Annotated in this window: 20 protein-coding genes and 1 rRNA gene; 9 read left to right on the top strand and 12 right to left on the bottom strand. The window is 39.7% G+C overall.

The genetic code is table 11. The features are described 5' to 3' along the window. Positions 1 to 9 precede the first annotated feature (9 nt). Together ACE1B6_RS21240 and ACE1B6_RS21235 are read right to left on the bottom strand one after the other, a co-directional pair. Positions 10 to 1,668, bottom strand: a complete 1,659-nt coding sequence (locus tag ACE1B6_RS21240) for a glycosyltransferase family 39 protein (protein WP_413259265.1) — start codon at positions 1,666 to 1,668, stop codon at positions 10 to 12. A 4-nt stretch (positions 1,669 to 1,672) separates the two neighbouring features. Then, positions 1,673 to 3,073 (bottom strand): serine/threonine protein kinase, encoded by a 1,401-nt coding sequence (locus ACE1B6_RS21235; protein ID WP_413259264.1) that lies wholly within the window; start codon positions 3,071 to 3,073, stop codon positions 1,673 to 1,675. Between the two features lie 322 nt (positions 3,074 to 3,395). On the opposite strand from ACE1B6_RS21235, the gene ACE1B6_RS21230 reads away from it, so the two are divergent. Continuing rightward, positions 3,396 to 5,672 (top strand): ATP-dependent helicase, encoded by a 2,277-nt coding sequence (locus tag ACE1B6_RS21230; protein ID WP_413259263.1) that lies wholly within the window; start codon positions 3,396 to 3,398, stop codon positions 5,670 to 5,672. Between the two features lie 372 nt (positions 5,673 to 6,044). Here ACE1B6_RS21230 and ACE1B6_RS21225 read toward each other — a convergent pair whose 3' ends face one another. The 4 genes from ACE1B6_RS21225 to ACE1B6_RS21210 all read right to left on the bottom strand — a co-directional run bounded on the left by ACE1B6_RS21225 (position 6,045) and on the right by ACE1B6_RS21210 (position 10,037). Further along, a complete protein-coding gene (locus ACE1B6_RS21225) occupies positions 6,045 to 6,338 on the bottom strand; it encodes a hypothetical protein (RefSeq protein ID WP_413259262.1) in 294 nt (97 codons plus the stop codon). Between the two features lie 206 nt (positions 6,339 to 6,544). After that, positions 6,545 to 7,234: a biuret amidohydrolase gene (gene biuH, locus ACE1B6_RS21220; protein ID WP_413259261.1), complete on the bottom strand. Its 690-nt coding sequence runs from the start codon at positions 7,232 to 7,234 to the stop codon at positions 6,545 to 6,547. An 84-nt stretch (positions 7,235 to 7,318) separates the two neighbouring features. Further along, positions 7,319 to 8,722, bottom strand: a complete 1,404-nt coding sequence (locus ACE1B6_RS21215; RefSeq protein WP_459563075.1) for a hybrid sensor histidine kinase/response regulator — start codon at positions 8,720 to 8,722, stop codon at positions 7,319 to 7,321. Between the two features lie 109 nt (positions 8,723 to 8,831). Then, the gene (locus tag ACE1B6_RS21210; RefSeq protein ID WP_413259260.1) at positions 8,832 to 10,037 is read right to left on the bottom strand and encodes a TetR family transcriptional regulator; all 1,206 of its coding nucleotides are present in this window, start codon (positions 10,035 to 10,037) and stop codon (positions 8,832 to 8,834) included. 199 nt (positions 10,038 to 10,236) lie between these two features. On the opposite strand from ACE1B6_RS21210, the gene ACE1B6_RS21205 reads away from it, so the two are divergent. From ACE1B6_RS21205 to rpsU, 3 genes are all read left to right on the top strand, one after another. Continuing rightward, a complete protein-coding gene (locus tag ACE1B6_RS21205) occupies positions 10,237 to 11,100 on the top strand; it encodes an acyl-CoA desaturase (RefSeq protein WP_413259259.1) in 864 nt (287 codons plus the stop codon). Between the two features lie 211 nt (positions 11,101 to 11,311). Then, a complete protein-coding gene (locus ACE1B6_RS21200) occupies positions 11,312 to 11,632 on the top strand; it encodes an RNA recognition motif domain-containing protein (RefSeq protein WP_413259258.1) in 321 nt (106 codons plus the stop codon). Positions 11,633 to 11,739: 107 nt separating this feature from the next. Then, positions 11,740 to 11,928, top strand: a complete 189-nt coding sequence (rpsU, locus tag ACE1B6_RS21195) for a 30S ribosomal protein S21 (RefSeq protein ID WP_073594016.1) — start codon at positions 11,740 to 11,742, stop codon at positions 11,926 to 11,928. Positions 11,929 to 11,948: 20 nt separating this feature from the next. On the opposite strand, the gene ACE1B6_RS21190 is transcribed toward rpsU, so the two are convergent. The 5 genes from ACE1B6_RS21190 to ACE1B6_RS21170 form a co-directional block, all read right to left on the bottom strand. Beyond that, the gene (locus ACE1B6_RS21190; protein ID WP_413259257.1) at positions 11,949 to 12,653 is read right to left on the bottom strand and encodes an ROK family protein; all 705 of its coding nucleotides are present in this window, start codon (positions 12,651 to 12,653) and stop codon (positions 11,949 to 11,951) included. A 147-nt stretch (positions 12,654 to 12,800) separates the two neighbouring features. Then, positions 12,801 to 13,724, bottom strand: coding sequence for an ABC transporter permease (locus tag ACE1B6_RS21185; protein ID WP_413259256.1), 924 nt, complete (start codon positions 13,722 to 13,724; stop codon positions 12,801 to 12,803). Between the two features lie 51 nt (positions 13,725 to 13,775). Then, a complete protein-coding gene (locus ACE1B6_RS21180; protein ID WP_413259255.1) occupies positions 13,776 to 14,861 on the bottom strand; it encodes an ABC transporter permease in 1,086 nt (361 codons plus the stop codon). Between the two features lie 32 nt (positions 14,862 to 14,893). Beyond that, on the bottom strand, positions 14,894 to 16,105 hold the full coding sequence (locus ACE1B6_RS21175) for a BMP family ABC transporter substrate-binding protein (RefSeq protein ID WP_413259254.1): 1,212 nt from the start codon (positions 16,103 to 16,105) through the stop codon (positions 14,894 to 14,896). A gap of 146 nt (positions 16,106 to 16,251) precedes the next feature. After that, positions 16,252 to 16,647 (bottom strand): allophanate hydrolase-related protein, encoded by a 396-nt coding sequence (locus tag ACE1B6_RS21170; RefSeq protein WP_413259253.1) that lies wholly within the window; start codon positions 16,645 to 16,647, stop codon positions 16,252 to 16,254. Between the two features lie 5 nt (positions 16,648 to 16,652). Here ACE1B6_RS21170 and ACE1B6_RS21165 point away from each other — a divergent pair, with 5 nt between their 5' ends. The 5 genes from ACE1B6_RS21165 to ACE1B6_RS21145 all read left to right on the top strand — a co-directional run bounded on the left by ACE1B6_RS21165 (position 16,653) and on the right by ACE1B6_RS21145 (position 19,731). Continuing rightward, positions 16,653 to 17,339, top strand: a complete 687-nt coding sequence (locus tag ACE1B6_RS21165; protein WP_413259252.1) for a cysteine hydrolase family protein — start codon at positions 16,653 to 16,655, stop codon at positions 17,337 to 17,339. A 321-nt stretch (positions 17,340 to 17,660) separates the two neighbouring features. After that, positions 17,661 to 17,858, top strand: a complete 198-nt coding sequence (rpmI, locus tag ACE1B6_RS21160) for a 50S ribosomal protein L35 (protein WP_413259251.1) — start codon at positions 17,661 to 17,663, stop codon at positions 17,856 to 17,858. A 104-nt stretch (positions 17,859 to 17,962) separates the two neighbouring features. After that, positions 17,963 to 18,316, top strand: coding sequence for a 50S ribosomal protein L20 (gene rplT, locus ACE1B6_RS21155; protein WP_413259250.1), 354 nt, complete (start codon positions 17,963 to 17,965; stop codon positions 18,314 to 18,316). Continuing rightward, positions 18,316 to 19,176 carry a transporter substrate-binding domain-containing protein gene (locus ACE1B6_RS21150; RefSeq protein ID WP_459563077.1) on the top strand — a complete coding sequence of 287 codons (861 nt, stop codon included), beginning with the start codon at positions 18,316 to 18,318 and terminating at the stop codon, positions 19,174 to 19,176. The genes rplT and ACE1B6_RS21150 overlap by 1 nt, the downstream gene beginning before the upstream one ends. A gap of 27 nt (positions 19,177 to 19,203) precedes the next feature. Beyond that, complete coding sequence (locus tag ACE1B6_RS21145) at positions 19,204 to 19,731, top strand: tetratricopeptide repeat protein (protein WP_413259248.1); 528 nt, start codon at positions 19,204 to 19,206, stop codon at positions 19,729 to 19,731. Between the two features lie 273 nt (positions 19,732 to 20,004). Here ACE1B6_RS21145 and rrf read toward each other — a convergent pair. Next, positions 20,005 to 20,122: ribosomal RNA gene (rrf, locus tag ACE1B6_RS21140) — 5S ribosomal RNA — on the bottom strand. Positions 20,123 to 20,130: the final 8 nt, after the last annotated feature.

Raw genomic sequence — 20,130 nt, 5'->3', positions numbered from 1 at the left:
TTTAACCAATTACCAATGACACTTGTACTTTTGATATGGTACGCCGATTCGGTAATAAGCTGCTGCATCTTTGGTGCAGTTAGTTTGTGGAGAAATTGCTAATTTTTCGGGGTAGTTGTCTCTTTTTAATCCGGGTGCCACTACCCATAAGTTTAAGGGAAGTTTCGCCGCTTTGGGTAATTTAGCGAGACTTTCCCAAACTGTTTGATAACCAGAAGTTGCCGATAAAAAGGCAAATTTTGGACAAGTTTCACCGTTATTTTGACAAAGTTTTGCCTGAAATTTGTCGATTCCTAATGCAAAACTTAGTCCTAATGCTATATCTTGTGTATCTTTATATGCCATTACCACCATTACCGGAGTTGATGGTTCTTTTAACATATTTTTAGCTACTCTTTGCGGATTGTAAGGTTTCTCAAAGGCTAACCCGTTGACTACGAAAATAGAACTAATCAATCCAGCAAATATCACATAACTGATAGTTTGTCGCAGTTTTCCAGCATCTCTTGCCACTAAACTTGCAGCTAACAACGCACAAAAACTCGGATAATATACGAAATTATAACGGGGTGCAATTGTTATATCTTTACCTAAAATGTAAATAATGGCAAAGAATTCTAACAGCACAAATATAGTAAAGCTTACTAACGTTAAAGTCGCTAAATGTGTTTGGGGATTTTGCCAAAGTTGTTTCATTCCTTGCGCTACTTGCCATCCTAACCAAATCCCAAAAGTTAACATTAATATTCCCAGAGGAATGGCAACCCAAAGCGGTTGATTCTCTACTGGTAAAATGATTACCATTAATAGCCAACCTAGCAAAGTTTGAGCAAAAGGAATAATATGTTCTGGTTGTGGTATCCAGTCAGTTTCGGGACGATTTGAATGTCCGAAAAATACTGGTAGCCAAGGTAAAAATACCAGGAAAGGTAAGAGGGAAAAACTCCCGGAAATCAATAAATATTTTAGTTTGGCTTTGGCTTGATACAATAATAATAAAATTGTGGCGATTTCGGCAAGGATGACTAAAATAAAAAAGTAATGAACGTAAAGTCCGATGCTGTTAATTATTCCCCAAGCTAGCCAAACTAACAATCTTCTTTTTTGCTGAAATATGTCTTGTTGAATTTGAATTAAGGTGATTAATGAAAGGGTGATTAAAAATAGTGGTAAGGTGTAATGTCTGGCTTCTTGGGAAAGGTAAACTGCGAAGGGGGAAACTGCCATTACAGCTGCACCAACTAAACCGGATGTTTTGTTAAAAGCGATGCGATTCAGGTAATATAGGGATACGATCGCACTCACCCCAAACAACGCCGGAAGCGATCGCAAAACCCAAATTAAACTCTGTTTAACTGGACTATTTAATCCCCTCTCTAACCAAGCATTCATTAAACAAAAAAAACCTGGCGGATGGGTAGAATATTTGATGATATTTGCGGCTATTGTTGGACAACTTGTGCCAGGATTTAAGGTGAAAATATCCCGAAAACTGGTTACGGGTAACAACAGATCTAAAGGGATATTTTCGTAGGTTTTTCCTAAACTAAATAAGGCGGTAATTACTTCATCTAGCCATAAAGGTTTTAGTTCTAAATTCCAGAATCTTAGGGTTGTTGCTATGGCGATCGCGATCGCTAAACTGCAATAATGACGCGAAAATTTCATTCCTTTACCTTGGCAAAATAGAAGGAGGTAAAGGTTTTCTGAGGAAAGTTGCAACTTCCTGCAATAACCACTCTTTTTCCAAGGAAGTTAATCCACAACCAAAACGATGAATACGAACTCCTTCAATTAAAGCACAGGCTGTTGTTGTTTGCGGAGTTATTTCTTTCCACTTCGCAATCCACTCATCTTCTGGACTAACAAAGGTATTTAGTTCTACTCTTTCAATGTGTTTGGTTTTTCCTTGAATTTGATAGAACACGCCAAGTAAAGACCATTTAATTTTAAAGTTTTTCCGGTCAATTTCCAACTGTGTACGTCCCAATAATTTAAAAATAGTATCTTTCAGTTTGTTTAACCCAAACATCAACATAATAATGGAAAACAGAGGGAAAATCCAGAATAATATGCTGACAAATGTGAAATAGTGAAAAGAAAACAGGAAATATGAGGAGATTAGCGAGATTAAAGCCGTAATAAAATTATAAAAGTCCCAGTATCCCCAGCCAAGTCGCGGAATTTCTGCTACTAACTTTCTTTCGTTCTTACTAAAGCTAATCCGACTGCCAACGGGACGACGAAGTTTTGGAACAAGTACTCCTTGTCCTAATAATACACTTAAAGCTTCTTTGGCAGATAAAAATCGATCTTCTACTGCTGGTTCTAACAGTTTTTCTAGCCAATCACCTAATTCTGTTGATATTGTTGTTTGAGAACGAAAGTTGATTTTTAGTTGTTGAGAAGGGAATTCTGCGGGCGATTTGTGAGTAATCAAATATAACAAAGTTGCTCCTAATCCATACAAATCTGTGGCAGGATAACCTTGTCCGCGAAATTGTTCTGGTGCCATATAACCGTAAGTACCAACTACTGTACTTCCACCACTAAATGTGGTTTGGTAAGTGGTTTTTACCGCACCAAAATCTACTAAAAATATGCCTCCGTCTTTACCTCGAATAATATTTTGCGGCTTTAAATCTCGGTGAATCACTGGTGGGGTGAGTTGGTGCAAATAGTTAAGAATATCTAAAAGTTGGCTAGCTAATTGGCGAATTTCGCTTTCTGTGGCGTGCCATCCGCTTTGAACTAGGGAATAAAGCGATCGCCCTTCTACCAATTCTTGCACTAAATAAAAGCTGCGATCGTTTGCCGTTTCTACTTGAAAATAATCTAAGTATTTCGGTAAACAAGGATGGTTTAAATTAGATAAAACTCGCGCTTCCCTTTCAAAAAGTTCTAAGGCTTTCCAGTCTTGTGCGCGGTTGAGAGACAAGGCTTTAATTGCTACCCTACCCTGAGTATGCAAATCTTCCGCTTCGTAGGTTGTCCCCATTCCACCTTGTCCCAGGATATTCACAATTCGATAACGTTGGGCAATAATTTCTTCTGGTTGATGCAGCAGTTCCATAAATTTGTTTTGCTGAGCAGTTGTAAACGATTTTAAAGTATTGACATATAAAGGGTTATGTGTTAATTGCTAATTAGCAATCACGAAGCACAAACTTTTTTCTGATAATATTCCCAATTTTAAGAAAGTTTCCCTAAATCTGCATATATAACTTCAAGTTGTAGCTAGTTAATTTCGTTTTGTCCAAAATTGATGAGCTATAGAGCAGTAAAAACCTACTTATTTGGCGATAATTAGACTAAAATTTTCTGTAATAGTCCAATAACAAAGGACTTCAACTATTAGATACAGAAATTTAGCGTTTATTAATAATTTTGCCTGAATGAATTTTAATATCGAACCAGCACTACAAAAGATTAGAAATAGCTTGCGATCGGGACAAAGACAAATGGCAGATTGGCAATCTGGCCCTTTGGCGGTGTCAGCGGTTCCCGGTGCGGGAAAATCGACGGGGATGGCGGGTGCAGCTGCGATCGCGATCGCCCGTCACCAACTCCACAACCGCAAGCAATTAATAGTTGTTACTTTCACCCGTTCCGCAGCGGCTAATATTAAAGCGAAAATCCGCGTCTATTTACGGGAACAATTATCTTTACCGCAAACAGGTTTTTTTGTTCAAACTTTACATGGTTTAGCCTTAAATATTGCTACTCGTTATCCAGATTTGTCTGGGTTGAATTTAGATAATCTCACCGTAGTTAATGCTAATCAAAGCCATCGTTTAATTCGCGCCGCTGTGGAAAAATGGATTATTGATTATCCGCGAAGATTTCAACTTTTACTCGAAGGTATACAATTTGATGGCGAAGAAACAGAAAGATTACGCCGTCAATCGGTGCTAAGAACGGAAGTTTTACCTGATTTGGCAAGAATTGTAATTCATGAGGCGAAAAGTTCTGGTTATTTACCGGAACATCTCTGGAAAATCAGCGAACAATCAACTGATGGATATGGAATTTTAGCGATCGCAGCTGGACTTTATCAAAATTACCAAGAATTACTCAAATCTCGTGATTTTATCGATTACGATGAAATGATTTTATCAGCTTTACGAGTTTTGGAAAATCCCAGCGCCAGACGAACTTTACAAAGTCAAGTATTTGCAGTTTTTGAAGATGAAGCCCAAGATTCTTCGCCTTTACAAACTAAACTTTTAGAAATTCTTTCGACAGATCCCGATCGTCCCGAAGCACCACCAAATTTAGTCAGAGTTGGCGACCCAAATCAAGCAATTAACTCTACTTTTACCCCCGCCGATCCGATTTATTTTCGCCGTTTTTGCAATGACTGTGAAACCCAAAATTTATTAGCAACAATGGATCGGGCGGGTCGCAGTAGTCAGGTAATTATTAATGCAGCTAACTTTGTTTTAAGTTGGGTAAATAATTCCAAATTAGCGGGAACGGAACAACCTTTTCGCCCCCAAATGATTTTACCTGTAGATATAAACGATCCGCAACCTGATGCTAATCCGACTTCAGTTGGTCGAGGTTTAGAAATTTACCTTCCGAAAGATATTTATCAAAGTGTTAAGTTAATTGGTCAAAGAACTATTGAACTTTTTGCCGAATTTCCGCAAGAACGAAGGTCAGCAGCGGTGTTAGTAAGAACTAACGATCAAGGTCGATTTATTCATCAACAATTAAAGCAGGAATTTGGCAGTCAAATCGAAATTTATGAAGTTGCAGAACGCGATCGCCATTCTCACGTTCCTGCTGAAGTTTTGTCTTTGTTGCAATTTCTCGATCGTCCCCACTCACCCGACTACTTAAAATCCGCTTTAGAAGTATTAGTAATCAGACAATTAATTCCCCCCCAAGATTTGAACGCCCTCGCTAGTTTACCAGAACAATTTCTCTATCCCAGTCCTCTCGATCCTCCCCAGTCAGAAGATGTCATAAAAGCTAGTAGTTTTTGTCGTAAATTACTCCGCGCTAGATTAGAATTACCCATTTATCAATTGATTACTTTTTTGGCATTAGCATTAAATTATGACCAAACAGAACTAGCCACTGCTGACAAATTAGCCGAAAGAATAGCCAGACAAATTTCCGGTTCTCTTTCCATTAATAACATCCTCAATGCTTTAAGTGAAATTGTCACTTCCGAGAGATTTGAACCAGTAGATACCGAAGCAAACGAAAGCCAATATACTCAACCGGGAAGATTAACAATTATCACCATGCACAAAGCAAAAGGGTTAGATTGGGATTATGTTTTTCTCCCATTTTTACACGCAAATATGATTCCCGGAAATTTGCGAGTACCCACCCCAGCCCAATTTTTAGGCAACTTTACTCTAGCAGAAGTCGCCCGTGCCCAAATTCGCGCCAGCTTACATAATCCAGAAGCAGAATTACCAGAAATCACCGATGCTTGGGAACAAGCTGGTTATTTAAAAACAGCTGAAGAATTCCGACTTTTATATGTAGCAATGACAAGAGCAAAACGATTATTATGGATGTCTGCTGCCCAAAAAGCGCCTTTTATTTGGAGTAAACCGGAAAATTTACAAGATCAACCACCTTGCCCAATTTTACCCGCTTTAATGAGTAAATTTCCTCAGTCAGTTATTTCTTTATCGATGATTTCTAGTTGATTTACAGCTGAAATAAAATCTTTAACCGAGTAGTATCGGGTTGGTTGCTATATGTGTAAATATATTACATTTAGAAACTAGTTAACCAAAGTATGAGAAAATAAACAGGCAAAAGAAAAGTATTTCAACTTCCTTTTGCCTTTAAACAGCTTTAGCCTTTCTTTGTCTATATTCTTTCTAACATCTCAGCCAACAACTTCACTTCATCCATTTGGATCACCCAACTTGGTTAATTTTTCCCAGCATCCTCCTATTGGATGAGAAAAGAACAGCCAGAGACAATAGGGTACGCTACGCGAACGCCCCTACCTTTAACCGATCGGTATTGTCGCATCTGGTATCTGTTAAGCAAAATTTCCCCGGAAAAAACTGCTAATTTCCTAATAAGATCTCATTAGTAATTTTGCAAGCCCGGTAAAACAAAAAACTAATAGTTCTTTGAGATGGCGATCTCAGAATGCTTGCTTCATAAACAGAGAGAAAAAACTTAATTTCTTCCCTAGCAATCTGTTTCAATTGTGGCGAAAGTTCAGCCGCTAAAAAAGAGTAAGACTCTACTGCTTCTGCTAATAAATCTAAAACTTCTTCCGGGGTAGCATCTTGATATTGCAAATCTCTTTCTGCTAAAACCCTTTGTAACTGCAAATCATCCCCTGTTTCAGTCACGATTTTTGAATCTAGCGATTTCTTAATCATTTTTTTCTTTTTCCCTGAAGTTTGCTACTCAGGTAATTTGTTGACTCACATTCAACCTCCTAATTTTTAATTTAAAACTGATGTTAGAAATAAACCTCCTACTGTAGATTCACCTATTTGGGTGATTACATAACCGATCGTTATTCACTTAGCAACGCCAAAATTACTGAAATCGCTTAAAAGTTTTCCTGAATCACTTTCAGGAATGCTTCCGAGTTAGCGATCGTACCAAACACACCACCCTGCATGGTAATCATTTTTAACGCCGCTAAATAATTACCGTAGTCGGTGGCTCCAGTACAATCAGATAAAAGCAAGCATTCATATCCGCGATCGTTCGCTTCCCGCATTGTAGTATGCACGCAAACATCAGTAGTAATTCCGCTTAAAACAATATTTTGAATCCCTTTTTTTCGTAGCAATAAATCTAAATCTGTGGCATAAAAACTGCCTTTTCCCGGTTTATCAATAACAGTTTCTCCCGCTAAAGGTGCAAGTTCGGGAATAATTTCCCATCCCGGTTCACCTCTAATTAATATTTTACCGCAAGGGCCAGGATCGCCTATTCCTGCATTAATTTGACGACTCCGCCATCGCTTATTTTCTGGCAAATCAGATAAATCAACCCGATGTCCTTCGCGAGTGTGCATGATGGGAAAATTCTTGGTGCGAAGTACTTCTAAAACTTTCTTAATTGGTGCGATCGGCGCTCTAGTTAAAGACAAATCATAACCCATTTTATCCACATAGCCACCAATCCCACAGAAATCCGTTTGCATATCAATTACTAGCAAAACTGTATTTTCTCTCCGTAAATCCCCATTAAAAGGAAAAGGATATGGTTCAGAATCTACAACAATTCCCATCTTTCCCGTTATTTAGTCACTTATTAAAATCTACAGGATTATGACTGCACCATTAGTATCAAAAACCACTTTTTCCTCAGTAAATTAGGGCAATGGCAAAGCAATTACAAATTCTACTCCTTTCCCAGGTACAGAATTACAAGTTAACTGACCTCCATGTTTTTCTACTACAATTTGATGGCTAATAGATAATCCTAAACCTGTACCTTTGCCCAAAGGTTTAGTAGTAAATAAAGGCTCAAAAAGATGATTTTCTGCTTCTGGTAATATTCCGGGGCCATTATCATGAATCCGAATCAGGATTTGCTGTTCTTTTGCATTAACCTCGGTGCTGATAATAATCCGATTGGGATTTTGTTCTAATTCGGCGTATGAGTAAGCTTGACTATACTCATCAAAGGCATCAATGGCATTAGAAAGCAGATTCATAAACACCTGATTCAATTGTCCAGCATAGCATTCTATTAAGGGTAATTCTCCATATTCCTTTTGGATTTCGATCGCCGGACGATTTTCATTAGCTTTAATCCGATGCTTCAAAATCATTAAGGTACTATCAATTCCTTCATGAATATTCACTGCTACTTTTGCCGTAGTATCTGACCGCGAAAAAATCCTTAAAGAAACACTAATTTGATTAATTCTCTCAGTTCCAGTTTGCATTGAAGTTACCAAACTTGGTAAGTCTTCCAACAAAAAATCTAAATCAATTTCTTCGGCATGATTTTCAATTTCTGTACCGGGAATCGGAAATTTTCTTTGATAAACTTTTAAGTGTGCTAGTAAATCTTGGATGTATTGCTCGGCATGATTCAAATTAGCAGCAATAAAGTTAATCGGGTTATTAATTTCATGCGCCACCCCAGCAACTAATTGCCCCAAGGTAGACATTTTTTCTTTTTGGACTAGTTGCACTTGGGCTTTTTGCAAATCATACATTGCTTGAGTTAGTTCCGAAGTGCGTTCTTCTACCCTTTTTTCTAACTCTTCTGTCAGCTTTTGTAAGCTAGCTTCTGCGGCAATTCGTTCTTGGATTTCTTGTTTAAGCAATTGATTTTGCTTGGCTAATGATTTGGTTAATTTGCGAATTTTTAAATGGATTTTCACCCTTGCTAATACTTCTTCTTGACGGAAGGGTTTAGTAATATAATCTACCGCCCCTAAATTCATACCTTTAACTTTATCTACAGGGTCAGAAAGTGCAGTCATAAAAATCACTGGTACTTCATTTGTTACCGGGTTAGATTTGAGTCTTTGGCAAATCTCAAATCCGTCAAGTCCAGGCATGAGTACATCTAATAAAATTAGATCTGGTAATTCTTCTGTTACTTTACTAATAGCTGTTTCACCATCTCTGGCGATCCAAACAGTAAATCCAGATTCTTGTAATACTTCAGAAAGCAATACTAAATTAGTAGGGCTATCATCAATGATTAAGATCACTTCTTGTTCAGGAGATTCAGGGGACATAATATTGGCTTCCTGCATTCGCTAATGCACTCTATAATTTTTTATTACCCATTTTTTCTTGAGCATTAATCATCACTTGTAATTTTAGGTACAAAGTTGTTACTAATCTTAATGAATTGACATAGTTTTAGATCTTTTGATCCAGAAGAGTGGCTTGTTCTAAGGCAGCTTTTTCCTTAGCTCTATGAACATAAGGCTGTAATTTGGTTGTATCCCAACCTGTAAGGATGGATAAATTCGGCAAATCTATTCCTCTGGTGAGCATATCTACACACCAGGTTTGTTGGGCTTGCTCAATTTTGGGAGGTTGTCCTTCTGGAGTGAGTAAGTCTGCGGTTAATGCTTGCCATTTCTGGCGTAACTCTTTTTCCGGGAATGGATTGCCGTTTTCGTCGAGAAACAAGGCTGATTGGCGATCTTTGCGACTTTTCAACCACTGGGTTAGGGGATTTCGCTGATAAGAACCGTAGCGTTTACCCATAATTGATTGGTTGAGGGGAACTTGGCGAATGTTTTCTTGGGTGATTTGTAAGAGTTGTTGGTTAGTATCTTGGATGTAGTGCGATCGCTCTAACCTCACCACTTCTGTTGTACTCAATCCGGCACCAAACAATACATACATTAACGCATAATCCTGTAACCCTACTTTCTTGGCACGTTGCATAATTGAATGTACTAAAGAAGCAGGTAAATCAGCAACTTTCTCCACAGAAACGATCGATGATTGTGGTACTTGTGAGACTGCGCCATGCAAAAATAGTGTTACCAAATTCTCTAAGAAATCTTCTCGATTTTGCCAAAGTTTATGGAATTCGCTAGTAAACTCAATTACCGCATATCCTAATAACATTCCATTGAGCAAACTCGCCAGTTTCTCTGCTGGTAAATGAGTTTGCAATTGCCCACTCTGAATTACAGTGGCAAAATATTCGGCAACATAACGATTTGCCTTGGTAAATCCTTGACCTAATGCGGCTCGATTTTCCGCCGGGTACTGTCCCGATTCGCCCACTACCGATCGCACTACCTCTGGAATGCCCTCCAATGCTTGCAAACAAGCCGTGGCATAATCCTTGAGTGCTTGGTAAATGCTACTAGTCTGACTCGCCTGTTGCACTAGATTTTGACCCAAATTAGTAAATATCGGAGTCTCTTCAATTACTGCCAATAATAAACCATGTTTATTGCCAAACTGACGAAATAAGGTAACTTCATTCACCTCCGCTAATTCGGCAATCTGCTTAGTTGTAGTCTCTGTTACACCCTGAACAGCAAATAACTCCAGTGCTGCATAAACTAAACGTTGTCGGGTGGAATTTCGTTGAACGGCCATGAGCAAAATGTAAGTATCACTTGCAAAAATTACAAATCGTTGGTAGGCTAATCACTGTAAGTATCACTTGCATTCTCTGCTCCTACTGTAACTACTTTCTTAGCAAATTTAAGTTTTTGTTAGTGTACATGGGGTTGAGCGAACCAGTTGTGTCTGGTAGGACACTGGTTCAAGTTTGTTCTGTTAAAAAAGGACATTTATGACTTCGGATTCGATAAAAACTGCTTTAGAGAATGAGCAGCCTTTAAAATTAAATTGGACAAGTGTGGTGTTTTTTGGAGTGTTTCATGCGATCGCTCTTTCCGCTCCTTGGTTCTTCTCCTGGTCGGCTTTAGGTGTAGCAATCTTTCTCCACTGGCTGTTTGGTAGTATTGGCATTTGCTTGGGCTATCACCGCCTGTTAACTCACCGCAGCTTGCAAGTTCCTAAGCCTGTAGAATATGCGATCGCGATCGTTGGCGCTCTAGCATTGCAAGGCGGGCCAATCTTTTGGGTAGCCGGACATCGATTGCATCACTTGCACACCGAAGATGTGGACAAAGACCCTTATTCCGCTCGTCGTGGGTTCTGGTGGAGCCATATGCTATGGTTATTTTACCCACGTAAAGAATTTTTTGACTACGAACAATATAAACAGTTTGCACCCGATTTAGTGCGCGATCCTTTTTATCGCTGGTTAAATAATTATTTTCTACTACTTCAGATTCCTTTAGGAATTTTGCTATATATTCTTGGTGGTTGGTCGTTCGTGATTTACGGAATGTTTCTCCGTGCTGTCTTGCTCTGGCATAGCACTTGGTTAATTAACTCTGCTACTCATCAGGGAGGATATCGCACCTTTGACTCGAACGACACCTCTGGAAACCTTTGGTGGGCAGCCATCCTCACCTACGGCGAAGGTTGGCATAACAACCATCACGCTTACCCCAATGTCGCCAAAGCTGGCTGGAAATGGTGGGAAATTGATATGACTTGGTGGGCAATTCAACTTTTACAACTGCTAGGATTAGCCCGAAAAGTGATCCTCCCACCCGAAACCGTAACCGAACAAACCCAGGCTTAAGGCAAAATGCACACCTCAGATTTTTAGAGTGTTAACTTGCTCATCTGAGGTGAAAATTTCATATTTTTAAGTTCAGTTGAAGTTCCGTATTTTCCCTAAGACTGTGCTACTCTATAGATAAGGATTATTTTCGGTTGGGTCATTCGTTTTGTTTATAAGCGTCTCTCCGAATCTAACTCTCTTCACTTTTTGATTCTGGAGAATCTGAGTTATGTCAATTTATGTCGGCAATCTATCCTACGAAGTTACGCAGGATGACTTGACTCACGTATTTCAAGAATACGGTACAGTTAAGCGCGTTCAATTGCCAACAGACAGAGAAACAGGCCGCGTCCGCGGATTTGGCTTTGTGGAAATGGGTACAGAGGCAGAGGAAACTGCTGCGATCGAAGCCTTAGATGGAGCCGAATGGATGGGCCGCGATCTTAAGGTTAACAAAGCCAGACCCCGCGAAGAACGCGGTGCTAGAAGCGGTGGCGGTGGCGGCAATTGGGGAAATCGCGGTGGTGGCGGCGGTGGCCGTCGTTACTAAACCCTGCGCTTAAGATTTTCATTTTTTCATCTTGAGGGTAGGTGGTTTTACCTACCCTTTTTGATTATGGTTTTTTAGTGCGTTCAGTTAGTTAATAAGGAGATCGAATGGCGCAAGTAATTATTGGCGAAAACGAAGGGATTGAGTCAGGATTACGTCGCTTCAAGCGCAAAGTTTCTCAAGCTGGGATTTTTCCTGATATGAAAAAGAATCGTCACTTTGAAACCCCGCTAGAGAAACGCAAGCGCAAAGCAATTGCCAACAGTAAGCAGGGAAAAAGGCGTTCCCGGCGTTAATTTTTTAGCCTAAACCTGGGTTATTTCCAAAGGGCAATTCCGCCTAATATCCCAGAAACATTGGGAACAATTTTCACATTTGGTGGTAGTTCAAAGGTAATTTTATCGGTGTTGCCACCACCAATATAAAGATAGTCGTAATTAAAAGCGTTTTCTAAGGAAGCGATCGCTTTTTCTAAGCGACTATTCCATTTTTTCTTGCCAATTTTATTTAAAGTAGCACGCCCTAATTGTTGTTCGTAAGTTTGATTTTTCCGAAAACAATGATGTCCGAGTTCCAAATTTGGCACTAGTTTCCCATCTAAAAACAAGGCGGAACCAAAACCTGTTCCTAAAGTAATGACTAATTCCACTCCTTGACCAGAAATTGCCCCTAAACCTTGAATATCTGCATCGTTAGCGACACGCACAGGTTTTGCCAGTTTCTCCTCTAGAGTCTTTGCTAAATCAAAATTAATCCAACTTGAGTCAAGATTAGCAGCAGTACCAATTACACCTTTTCGCACAACTCCGGGAAAACCTACAGATAACCGATCGAAATTACCTTTACTTGCGGCTAATTGAGCGATCGCATCAATTACCATATCAGGTTTTGCTGGCTGTGGTGTCTGCACACGATAGCGTTCCGTTATTGGCGTACCCTCCGCATTCAACACCATCGCTTTAATCCCACTACCACCAATATCTATTGATAATGTACTAATACTTCCATTTTGTTCGCTCATTTTCCTCGATTACCCACTTAATTTAACTTACTAGTGCAGATAGCAGAAATAACTACAACAATCGTCAATGAAGCAAAAATTCCTCCCGCTTCTCTCTCTGCGTTCTCTGCGTCTCTGCGGTTCAAAATCATTTAGGGCTTTAACTAATTATTGAGTCGTTAGTGCTCCTGGGACACCTCTAAGAGTACGCTTCGGAGAACAGGTAATAATCATAATTAGCAAAGTCAAAATGTATGGGGAAGCATTAAACAAGTAATAATAACCTGTCACCCCTACTGATTGTAAAGCCGGACCGATCGCTTGTGCTCCACCAAACAACAAAGCTGCATATAAACACTGTATCGGATTCCAACGCGCAAAAATCACTAAAGCCACAGCCATTAATCCCTGACCGCTAGAAATCCTTTCTGTCCAACTACCAGGATAATAAAGAGACAGGTAAGCGCCACCAAGTCCAGCGAGAAAACTACCAGCAATAATTGCCAACATTCTCACTTTATTTACCGAAATTCCCATTGCTTTAGCAGCTTCGGGACTATCACCAACGGCGCGAATAAATAAACCCCAGCGAGTGGAACGGAAAAACCAGTGCATTAAGGGTGCGATCGCTAATCCTAAAATAAACAAAGGACTAATTTGCAAAGCTGCTTTTACTGAAGGAATATCGCTCCAATTTCCCAATTCTATAGCAGGTAATCGCGGCGCTACTGGTTGAATGAAAGGTTTACCAAAGAAAAAGGCAATTCCACTCCCAAAAATAATCATCGCAATCCCAACTGCGATATCATTTACTTTGGGTTGTTGCACTAATAAAGCATGAATCAAACCCAAAAACATTCCCGCCACACCAGCCATTAAAACCCCTAACCAAGGCGATCCAGTTAGGTAAGATGTGGCATAAGCAGTCATTGCACCTAACAGCAAAGTTCCTTCTAAACCCAAGTTAATTCTGCCGCTTTTTTCCGTTAAACATTCGCCCAAACTTACAAAAAGAAACGGGGCGCTACCACGAATTGTTCCGGCGATAATTGCGAGGGGAACTCCCCACCATCCAATAGTTTCTGTTGCCATGTTCTGATTTTAGATTTTCGATTTTGAATTTGCGATTGAATTGATTTTTGATTACGCTTGGGTTGTGAGATTTGTGCTTGGTTGTTGGCGTAAACTTGGTTTAAAAAATGGCAAGCGTCCGTAAAGTGATTCGCTGTATAAAATCACTAAAAATACAATTCCTTGAAATACTAAAACCGTCGCATCTGGTAATTCATGCGCCCTTTGCAAAATCCCGCCACTGGCGAGAATTCCTCCGAGTAAAATTGAAACTAAAACTGCTGCAAGCGGGTTATGTCTGGCGATAAATGCCACTAAAATCCCACTATAACCGTAATTTGAATTTAACGATTCATTAGCCCGACCATGCACGGCAGCAACTTCTGCCATTCCCGCTAAACCTGCACAAGAACCTGCTAAAAAACAGATAATTAAAGTGAGTTTTCCTACAGGTAATCCCGCAATTTTAGCGGCGCGAATGTTTCCGCCAACTGTGCGAACTGCAAAACCAAAAGTAGTTTTTTGAATGAGAAAATAAGCAATTAAGCAAGCAATGATTCCGTAAATTAAGCCGTAATGAATGCGCGTTCCGGGGAGATTTCCCAACATATTAACGTCTAAAATCGGGTAAGTTGAAGGTTTATTTAAACTAGTGGGATCGCGCATTGGCCCACCGACTAATTGATTGAGCAGTGCGATCGCAATATAATTCAATAACAAGCTGCTAATTGTTTCATTAACTCCCCGATAATAGCGTAAAGCACCGACAGCCATAATCCATAAACCACCAGCAATTATACTAGCGATCGCCATTGCTGATTGAACGGCGAAAGGTGGGAAAGTTGCGATCGCTAATCCCATTGCTACAGCTGCCAATCCCCCAATTACAATTGCTCCTTCATTCCCAATAACTATTAATCCTAACTGAGCAGGTAAAGCCGTACAAAGCGAACTTAACATCAAAGGTGCGGCTCTAATTAGAGTATTTTGAAAAGAAAACCAACTTCCAAAAGCTGCTTTATAAATTGAACCATAAACTTCAAAAGGATTTGCTCCCACTGCCGCACAAAATATGCCAAAGATTAACAAAGAAAAAATTAGTGCCGCTAAGGGAATACAAATCTTTTCTAATTTTACCTGCCAATTTTGTAGTAACACCCGCTTTCCTCCTACCCAATTGGTAAAAATTTTTAAGTTGTAATACTACCAATCACACCATCTACTAACCAATTCATTCTTTCTAATTCCACATCCTGCTGCTGATATTGTTTACCAGAAGCCAAAATTACTTTACCCGTGTTATCTTTCAATTCTCCTGAGTAGATTACCATACTGCCATCCATAAACTTAGCTCTTGCTGCTTCCGCATCTTTTTTCGCTGCTTCACTCACCGCTGAGCCATAATCAGATAATTTACAAAAACCATCTTTTAATCCACCGCGTACTAAATGAGGAATTCCTCCATTCATCAAAGTTTTCCCTTCACCAATCATTTGAGCATATTTACTATAAACACTAGTCCAATCCCATTCTGCACCTGTTAGATAACCTTTAGGTGCTAATTTAGCTTGATTAGCATGATATCCACAACAAAAAATTCCCCGTTTTTCCGCCGTTTGCATGATTACTTTTGGACTATCTACATGGCAGGTAACTACATCTACACCTTGGTCAATCATACTATTAGTAGCTTCAGCTTCTTTTACAGGTAAAGACCAATCGCCAGTGAAAATAATTTGTGTAGTAATATTTGGTTTAATGCTCCTTGCACCCAAAGTAAAACTATTAACATTTCTGAGTAACTGAGGAATCGGTTTTGCTGCAACAAATCCTAATTTTCCAGTTTTAGATGTGTGAGCAGCAACAATACCTGCTATATATTGAGCTTCATCAATATAACCAAAGTAGCTGCCAATATTTTTCGGATGTTTGCCTTCTTGATAAAGTCCACCACAGTGGAAAAATTGCACTTCAGGATACTCTTGAGCAACTTTAATAATATGCGGATCGAAGTAACCGAAAGAAGTAGGAAACAGGACGCTTACTCCATCCTGATTTATCATGTTTCTCATCGATTCTTGAACTGCTGTGGTTTCGGGTACATTCGCTTCTTCCACAGTTTTTACCCCCGCTGCTTTAGCAACTCCTTCTTTTCCTTCCGCGTGCGCTTGGTTGTACCCAAAATCATCTTTTGGGCCAACATAAATAAACCCGATCGTGATTGGTTTATTGCCACTATTGGCAGAAGTAGCACCCGTGTTATTAGGTGAATTTGTAGTATTTTGTTCTGCTGTTGGCGTACATCCAGTCCACAGTTTTGATGTCACTCCAAACGCGGTAGTTGCTAAAATTCCCCGGATAACTTTCCGCCGATTTAAGTACAAAAGACGTTGGTTGGTCATGCTATTTTAGATTTTAGATTTTAGATTTTAGATTTTGACTTCCGCGATCGGACTAATGTAAATACTTTGCCCTATTGAGTATGCAAATAGATTGAACCATTGCCCAGATCGGGAATTTGTTATTTATTATACATTTTTCTAAAGAATTACGTTTTATCTTGATTAATATTGCCAATATAAGTTCGCCAACTTCCCCAAATAGTAATTTCACGCTGACCTTCGCAAATTACAGGTTCTCCTAAAACTCCTAAAAGTTCTTCTCCGTCGCTAAGACGCACTTTACCAATGCACAAACCAGGAGGTTCTTGTAATAAAATCGTGGTAATTCCTGTACTAGGAACTGCCCAAACTTCCAGAGCGATCGCACTTCCCCCACTATTAACTCGAATCATGGCAGGATAGCGATCGTCAATTGACCAAAGTCGATAATTTGGCTCTGTAAAAGCTTCTTTAACAAAAGTAGCTCCCACAGCTAAAAGGTGAGAATTTAGTTCTAAACCTCGCATTAATGTACCATTAACAGCTAGAAGTATATTTTCCATATTTTATGGTTTCTATTCCTGCACAACCTTATAATTATGAATTGCTCAATTTGCCGAATGTGGCGCTGATAATTATAGATATGCAGCGCGATTTTTTGGAGCCAGGAGGCTTTGGAGCCGCTTTAGGAAATGATGTTAGCAGATTGCGATCGATCGTACCAGTCTTACAGAAATTATTACAAACCTTCCGTCAACTTCACTTACCAATTATTTATACAATTGAAGGTCATCAATCAGACCTTTCCGACTGTCCACCCACAAAAATTAACCGCGGAAACTGTAAATTAAAAATTGGAGATATCGGCCCACTAGGCAGAATTTTAGTATTAGGTGAACCTGGAAATGCTATTATTCCAGAATTAGCACCATTACCAGGAGAAATCATCATCAATAAACCCGGAAAAGGTGCTTTTTACAAGACAAATTTACAGGATAAATTAAGCGAACAGAAAATCACTCATTTAATTTTTACCGGAGTCACCACAGAAGTTTGTGTGCAAACAACTATGCGCGAAGCAAACGATCGCGGATTTGAATGTTTATTAATCGAAAATGCTACAGAAAGTTACTTTCCCGAATTTAAACAAGCAACAATAGAAATGATTCACTCCCAAGGCGGTATAGTAGGCTGGACAACCAAAGCCGAAAACCTTTTACAAGCTCTGCAAAACTTAAGTCTCACCATCAAATGATTGAGCAATTGAAAACAGATAGAAAACTAAATATAAAAACCCTTTTCTCTTCTAATATGATATAAATAGAAAAAATAATAAGCTGTTACGCATTTAAATCACTTATTAACGAGTAGGGTGCGTCAGACGGTAAAGCCTATGTAGAAAGGAAAATATCTAAATCTGACGCACCCTACAATATGACTTTTAAATGCGTAAAAGCTTACTCCAAATCTCCCCCCACCTCCCCATCTCCCCACCCCCCACCTTCTTATTGGCGGAATAGCCAAAGCAGTGGTAAAATTGTAGATTGTGTCGATTAAGTAAAACTTTTATCAACCCATGCCAAAAGTAAAAACTCGCAGATCTGCGGCAAAACGCTTCAGAACAACGGGAAGTGGCAAGATTGTCCGTCGTCGAGCTTTCAAAAACCACTTGTTACAGCACAAGAGTACCAAGCGCAAGCGCGATTTATCCCGCCTGACAATAGTAGACGAGCGTGACGAAGGTAACGTGCGTCTCATGCTGCCCTATTTGTAAGTAAGTTGGTCATGGTTCATGGATCGTGACCATGAACTATTCAGCCAACCAAATAGCACATTTCAGCCAAAAAATCAAGAACAAATCACAATTAACAGCCAACCATGACCAGAGTAAAGCGCGGTAACGTTGCTCGCCAACGTCGCAAAAAAATTCTCAAACTAGCAAAAGGTTTTCGCGGTTCTCACTCGAAATTATTCCGCACAGCTAATCAACAAGTAATGAAAGCGTTGCGGAATTCCTATCGCGATCGCAAAAAACGCAAACGTGATTTCCGTCGCCTTTGGATTACCCGGATCAACGCTGCTGCTCATCAACACGGAATTAGTTACAGTCAACTTTTAGGCAGCATGAAAAAAGCCAACATTGAACTGAATCGGAAAATGTTAGCTCAATTAGCCGTCCTAGATCCAGAAAGTTTCGGCAAAGTTGTAGAAGTAGCAAAAAAAGCTAAATGATGAAGTTGGCAACGGATAATTTAGCAGATGTAACTGAGAGAAATTCTGGAAAAAAAACAGAGTCAAAATCAGTTACATCACTGCTCATCCGCTGCTTAATTTTTTCATTTTATTTATGGCAATTTGCCTTCGTGGTTAATGCCGCAGAACTTAAAGAAATTCAGCAACGAGGCTATTTAATAGTTGCTGTCAAAGATAACTTAAGACCGCTAAGTTTTCGGGATGCGGCAGGAAATTTGCAAGGATTAGAAATCGATCTGGCAAAGCGATTAGCACAAGAAATATTAGGCAATTCGGAAGCAATTAAATTTGTGCCAGTGACAAATCGCGATCGTCTCAGAGTAGTCTTAGAAGGACAAGTTGATTTAACGATCGCCAGAGTCACAGCAACAGCTGCACGCCAGCGTGTAGTCAGGTTTAGCATACCCTACTACATGGATGGGATTGCCCTAGTCACCAAAGAACCTAATGTGCAGAGATTAGGCGACTTAACCCAACAAAAAATTGCCATTCTCAAAGGTTCAAGTACGATCGCCAAACTCAGATTTATCTTACCCAAAGCTCAGTTAGTTGGTGTGGACTCTTATCAAGAAGGGCGATCGTTATTAGAATCAAACGGTGCAGTTGCCTTTGCCGCTGACGTTAGCGTTCTCACTGGTTGGGTACAAAAATACCCCGAATACCGTCTCTTGCCCACCCTACTGTCCGCAGAACCCCTAGCAGTAGTCATGCCCAAAGGAATTCAGTACGATGACTTACGGCGAGTTGTGAATGAAGCGATCGATCGCGGAAAAAAACAAGGTTGGTTGCCTCAACTAGCTACCTCTTGGGGACTACCTTGGGATAAAGTAAACAAATAAAGATTGAAACCTGATTTAACTAAAAATATGCAAACTTACCTACCAGTTGTTTATCTCTCAATATTACTAGTATTGCTCTCTGGAACCGCCTTTGCTATTTTGCGCCAAATCTTCAAAACTCGCAAAGTAGAAACCTCACTTTCCCGCTTACAAAACAAGCTGAAAAACGAAAAAGGTACAGCCCAAGAATATTACGAACTGGGGAGCATTTATCTAGATAAAAAACTCTTTGCCCAATCTGTTTCCGTATTTCAAAAAGCACTCAAAGAAGCAGAGAATGAAGAATCAGAAAACACAGCCTTAATTTACAACGGCTTAGGTTTTTCCTACTTCGCTCAAGAACAATACGACTTAGCAATTAGGCAATACAAAGAAGCATTGAAGCTCAATCCCCAGTATGTCACAGCAATTAATAATCTAGGTCATGCTTACGAAAAAAAGAAATTAACAGCCCCAGCATTACAAGCTTATGAAGATGTCTTGAAAATCGAACCCAACAATCAAATAGCCAAACGACGTGCCGAATCATTACGCAAAAGGTTCGTAACTTCATAAAAGCCAAATCCTGTTTTGAAGAGCGATCGCATTTGTGGAGAGAGTGCGATCGCTCTTGTCAAAAATCCGGCTCTCCCGTTTATTTGGTGATAAGTTTTTCTAATCAAACAAGCAAGCTAATAACTTCTCTCGGAGATTTTCAAAAGCTGTCGCCTTTTCGCTCTTTTTCAGCAAGCCCTAAAATAGCTAAATTCAGCCCGATACTCCAAAAATAGCCTTAAAACAAAAAACCCCCTTTCTGGATGAAAGGAGGATTTTTGTTTTGAAATAAAACCCTGGCACCTTGCTATTGTCCCAGGCAGCAACCCGCCAAGTATCTTCGCCGCAGCAACGTTTCACCACCGAGTTCGGGATGGAATCGGTGTGGTTCCATTGCGCCAACAGCACCAGGAAAACTTG

It is taken from the genome of Floridaenema fluviatile BLCC-F154 (assembly GCF_041929135.1).
Classification (GTDB): Bacteria; Cyanobacteriota; Cyanobacteriia; order Cyanobacteriales; family Aerosakkonemataceae; genus Floridanema; species Floridanema fluviatile.
Note: the sequence above shows the minus strand (reverse complement) of the source record. Positions and strands in the feature narration are given on the sequence as shown.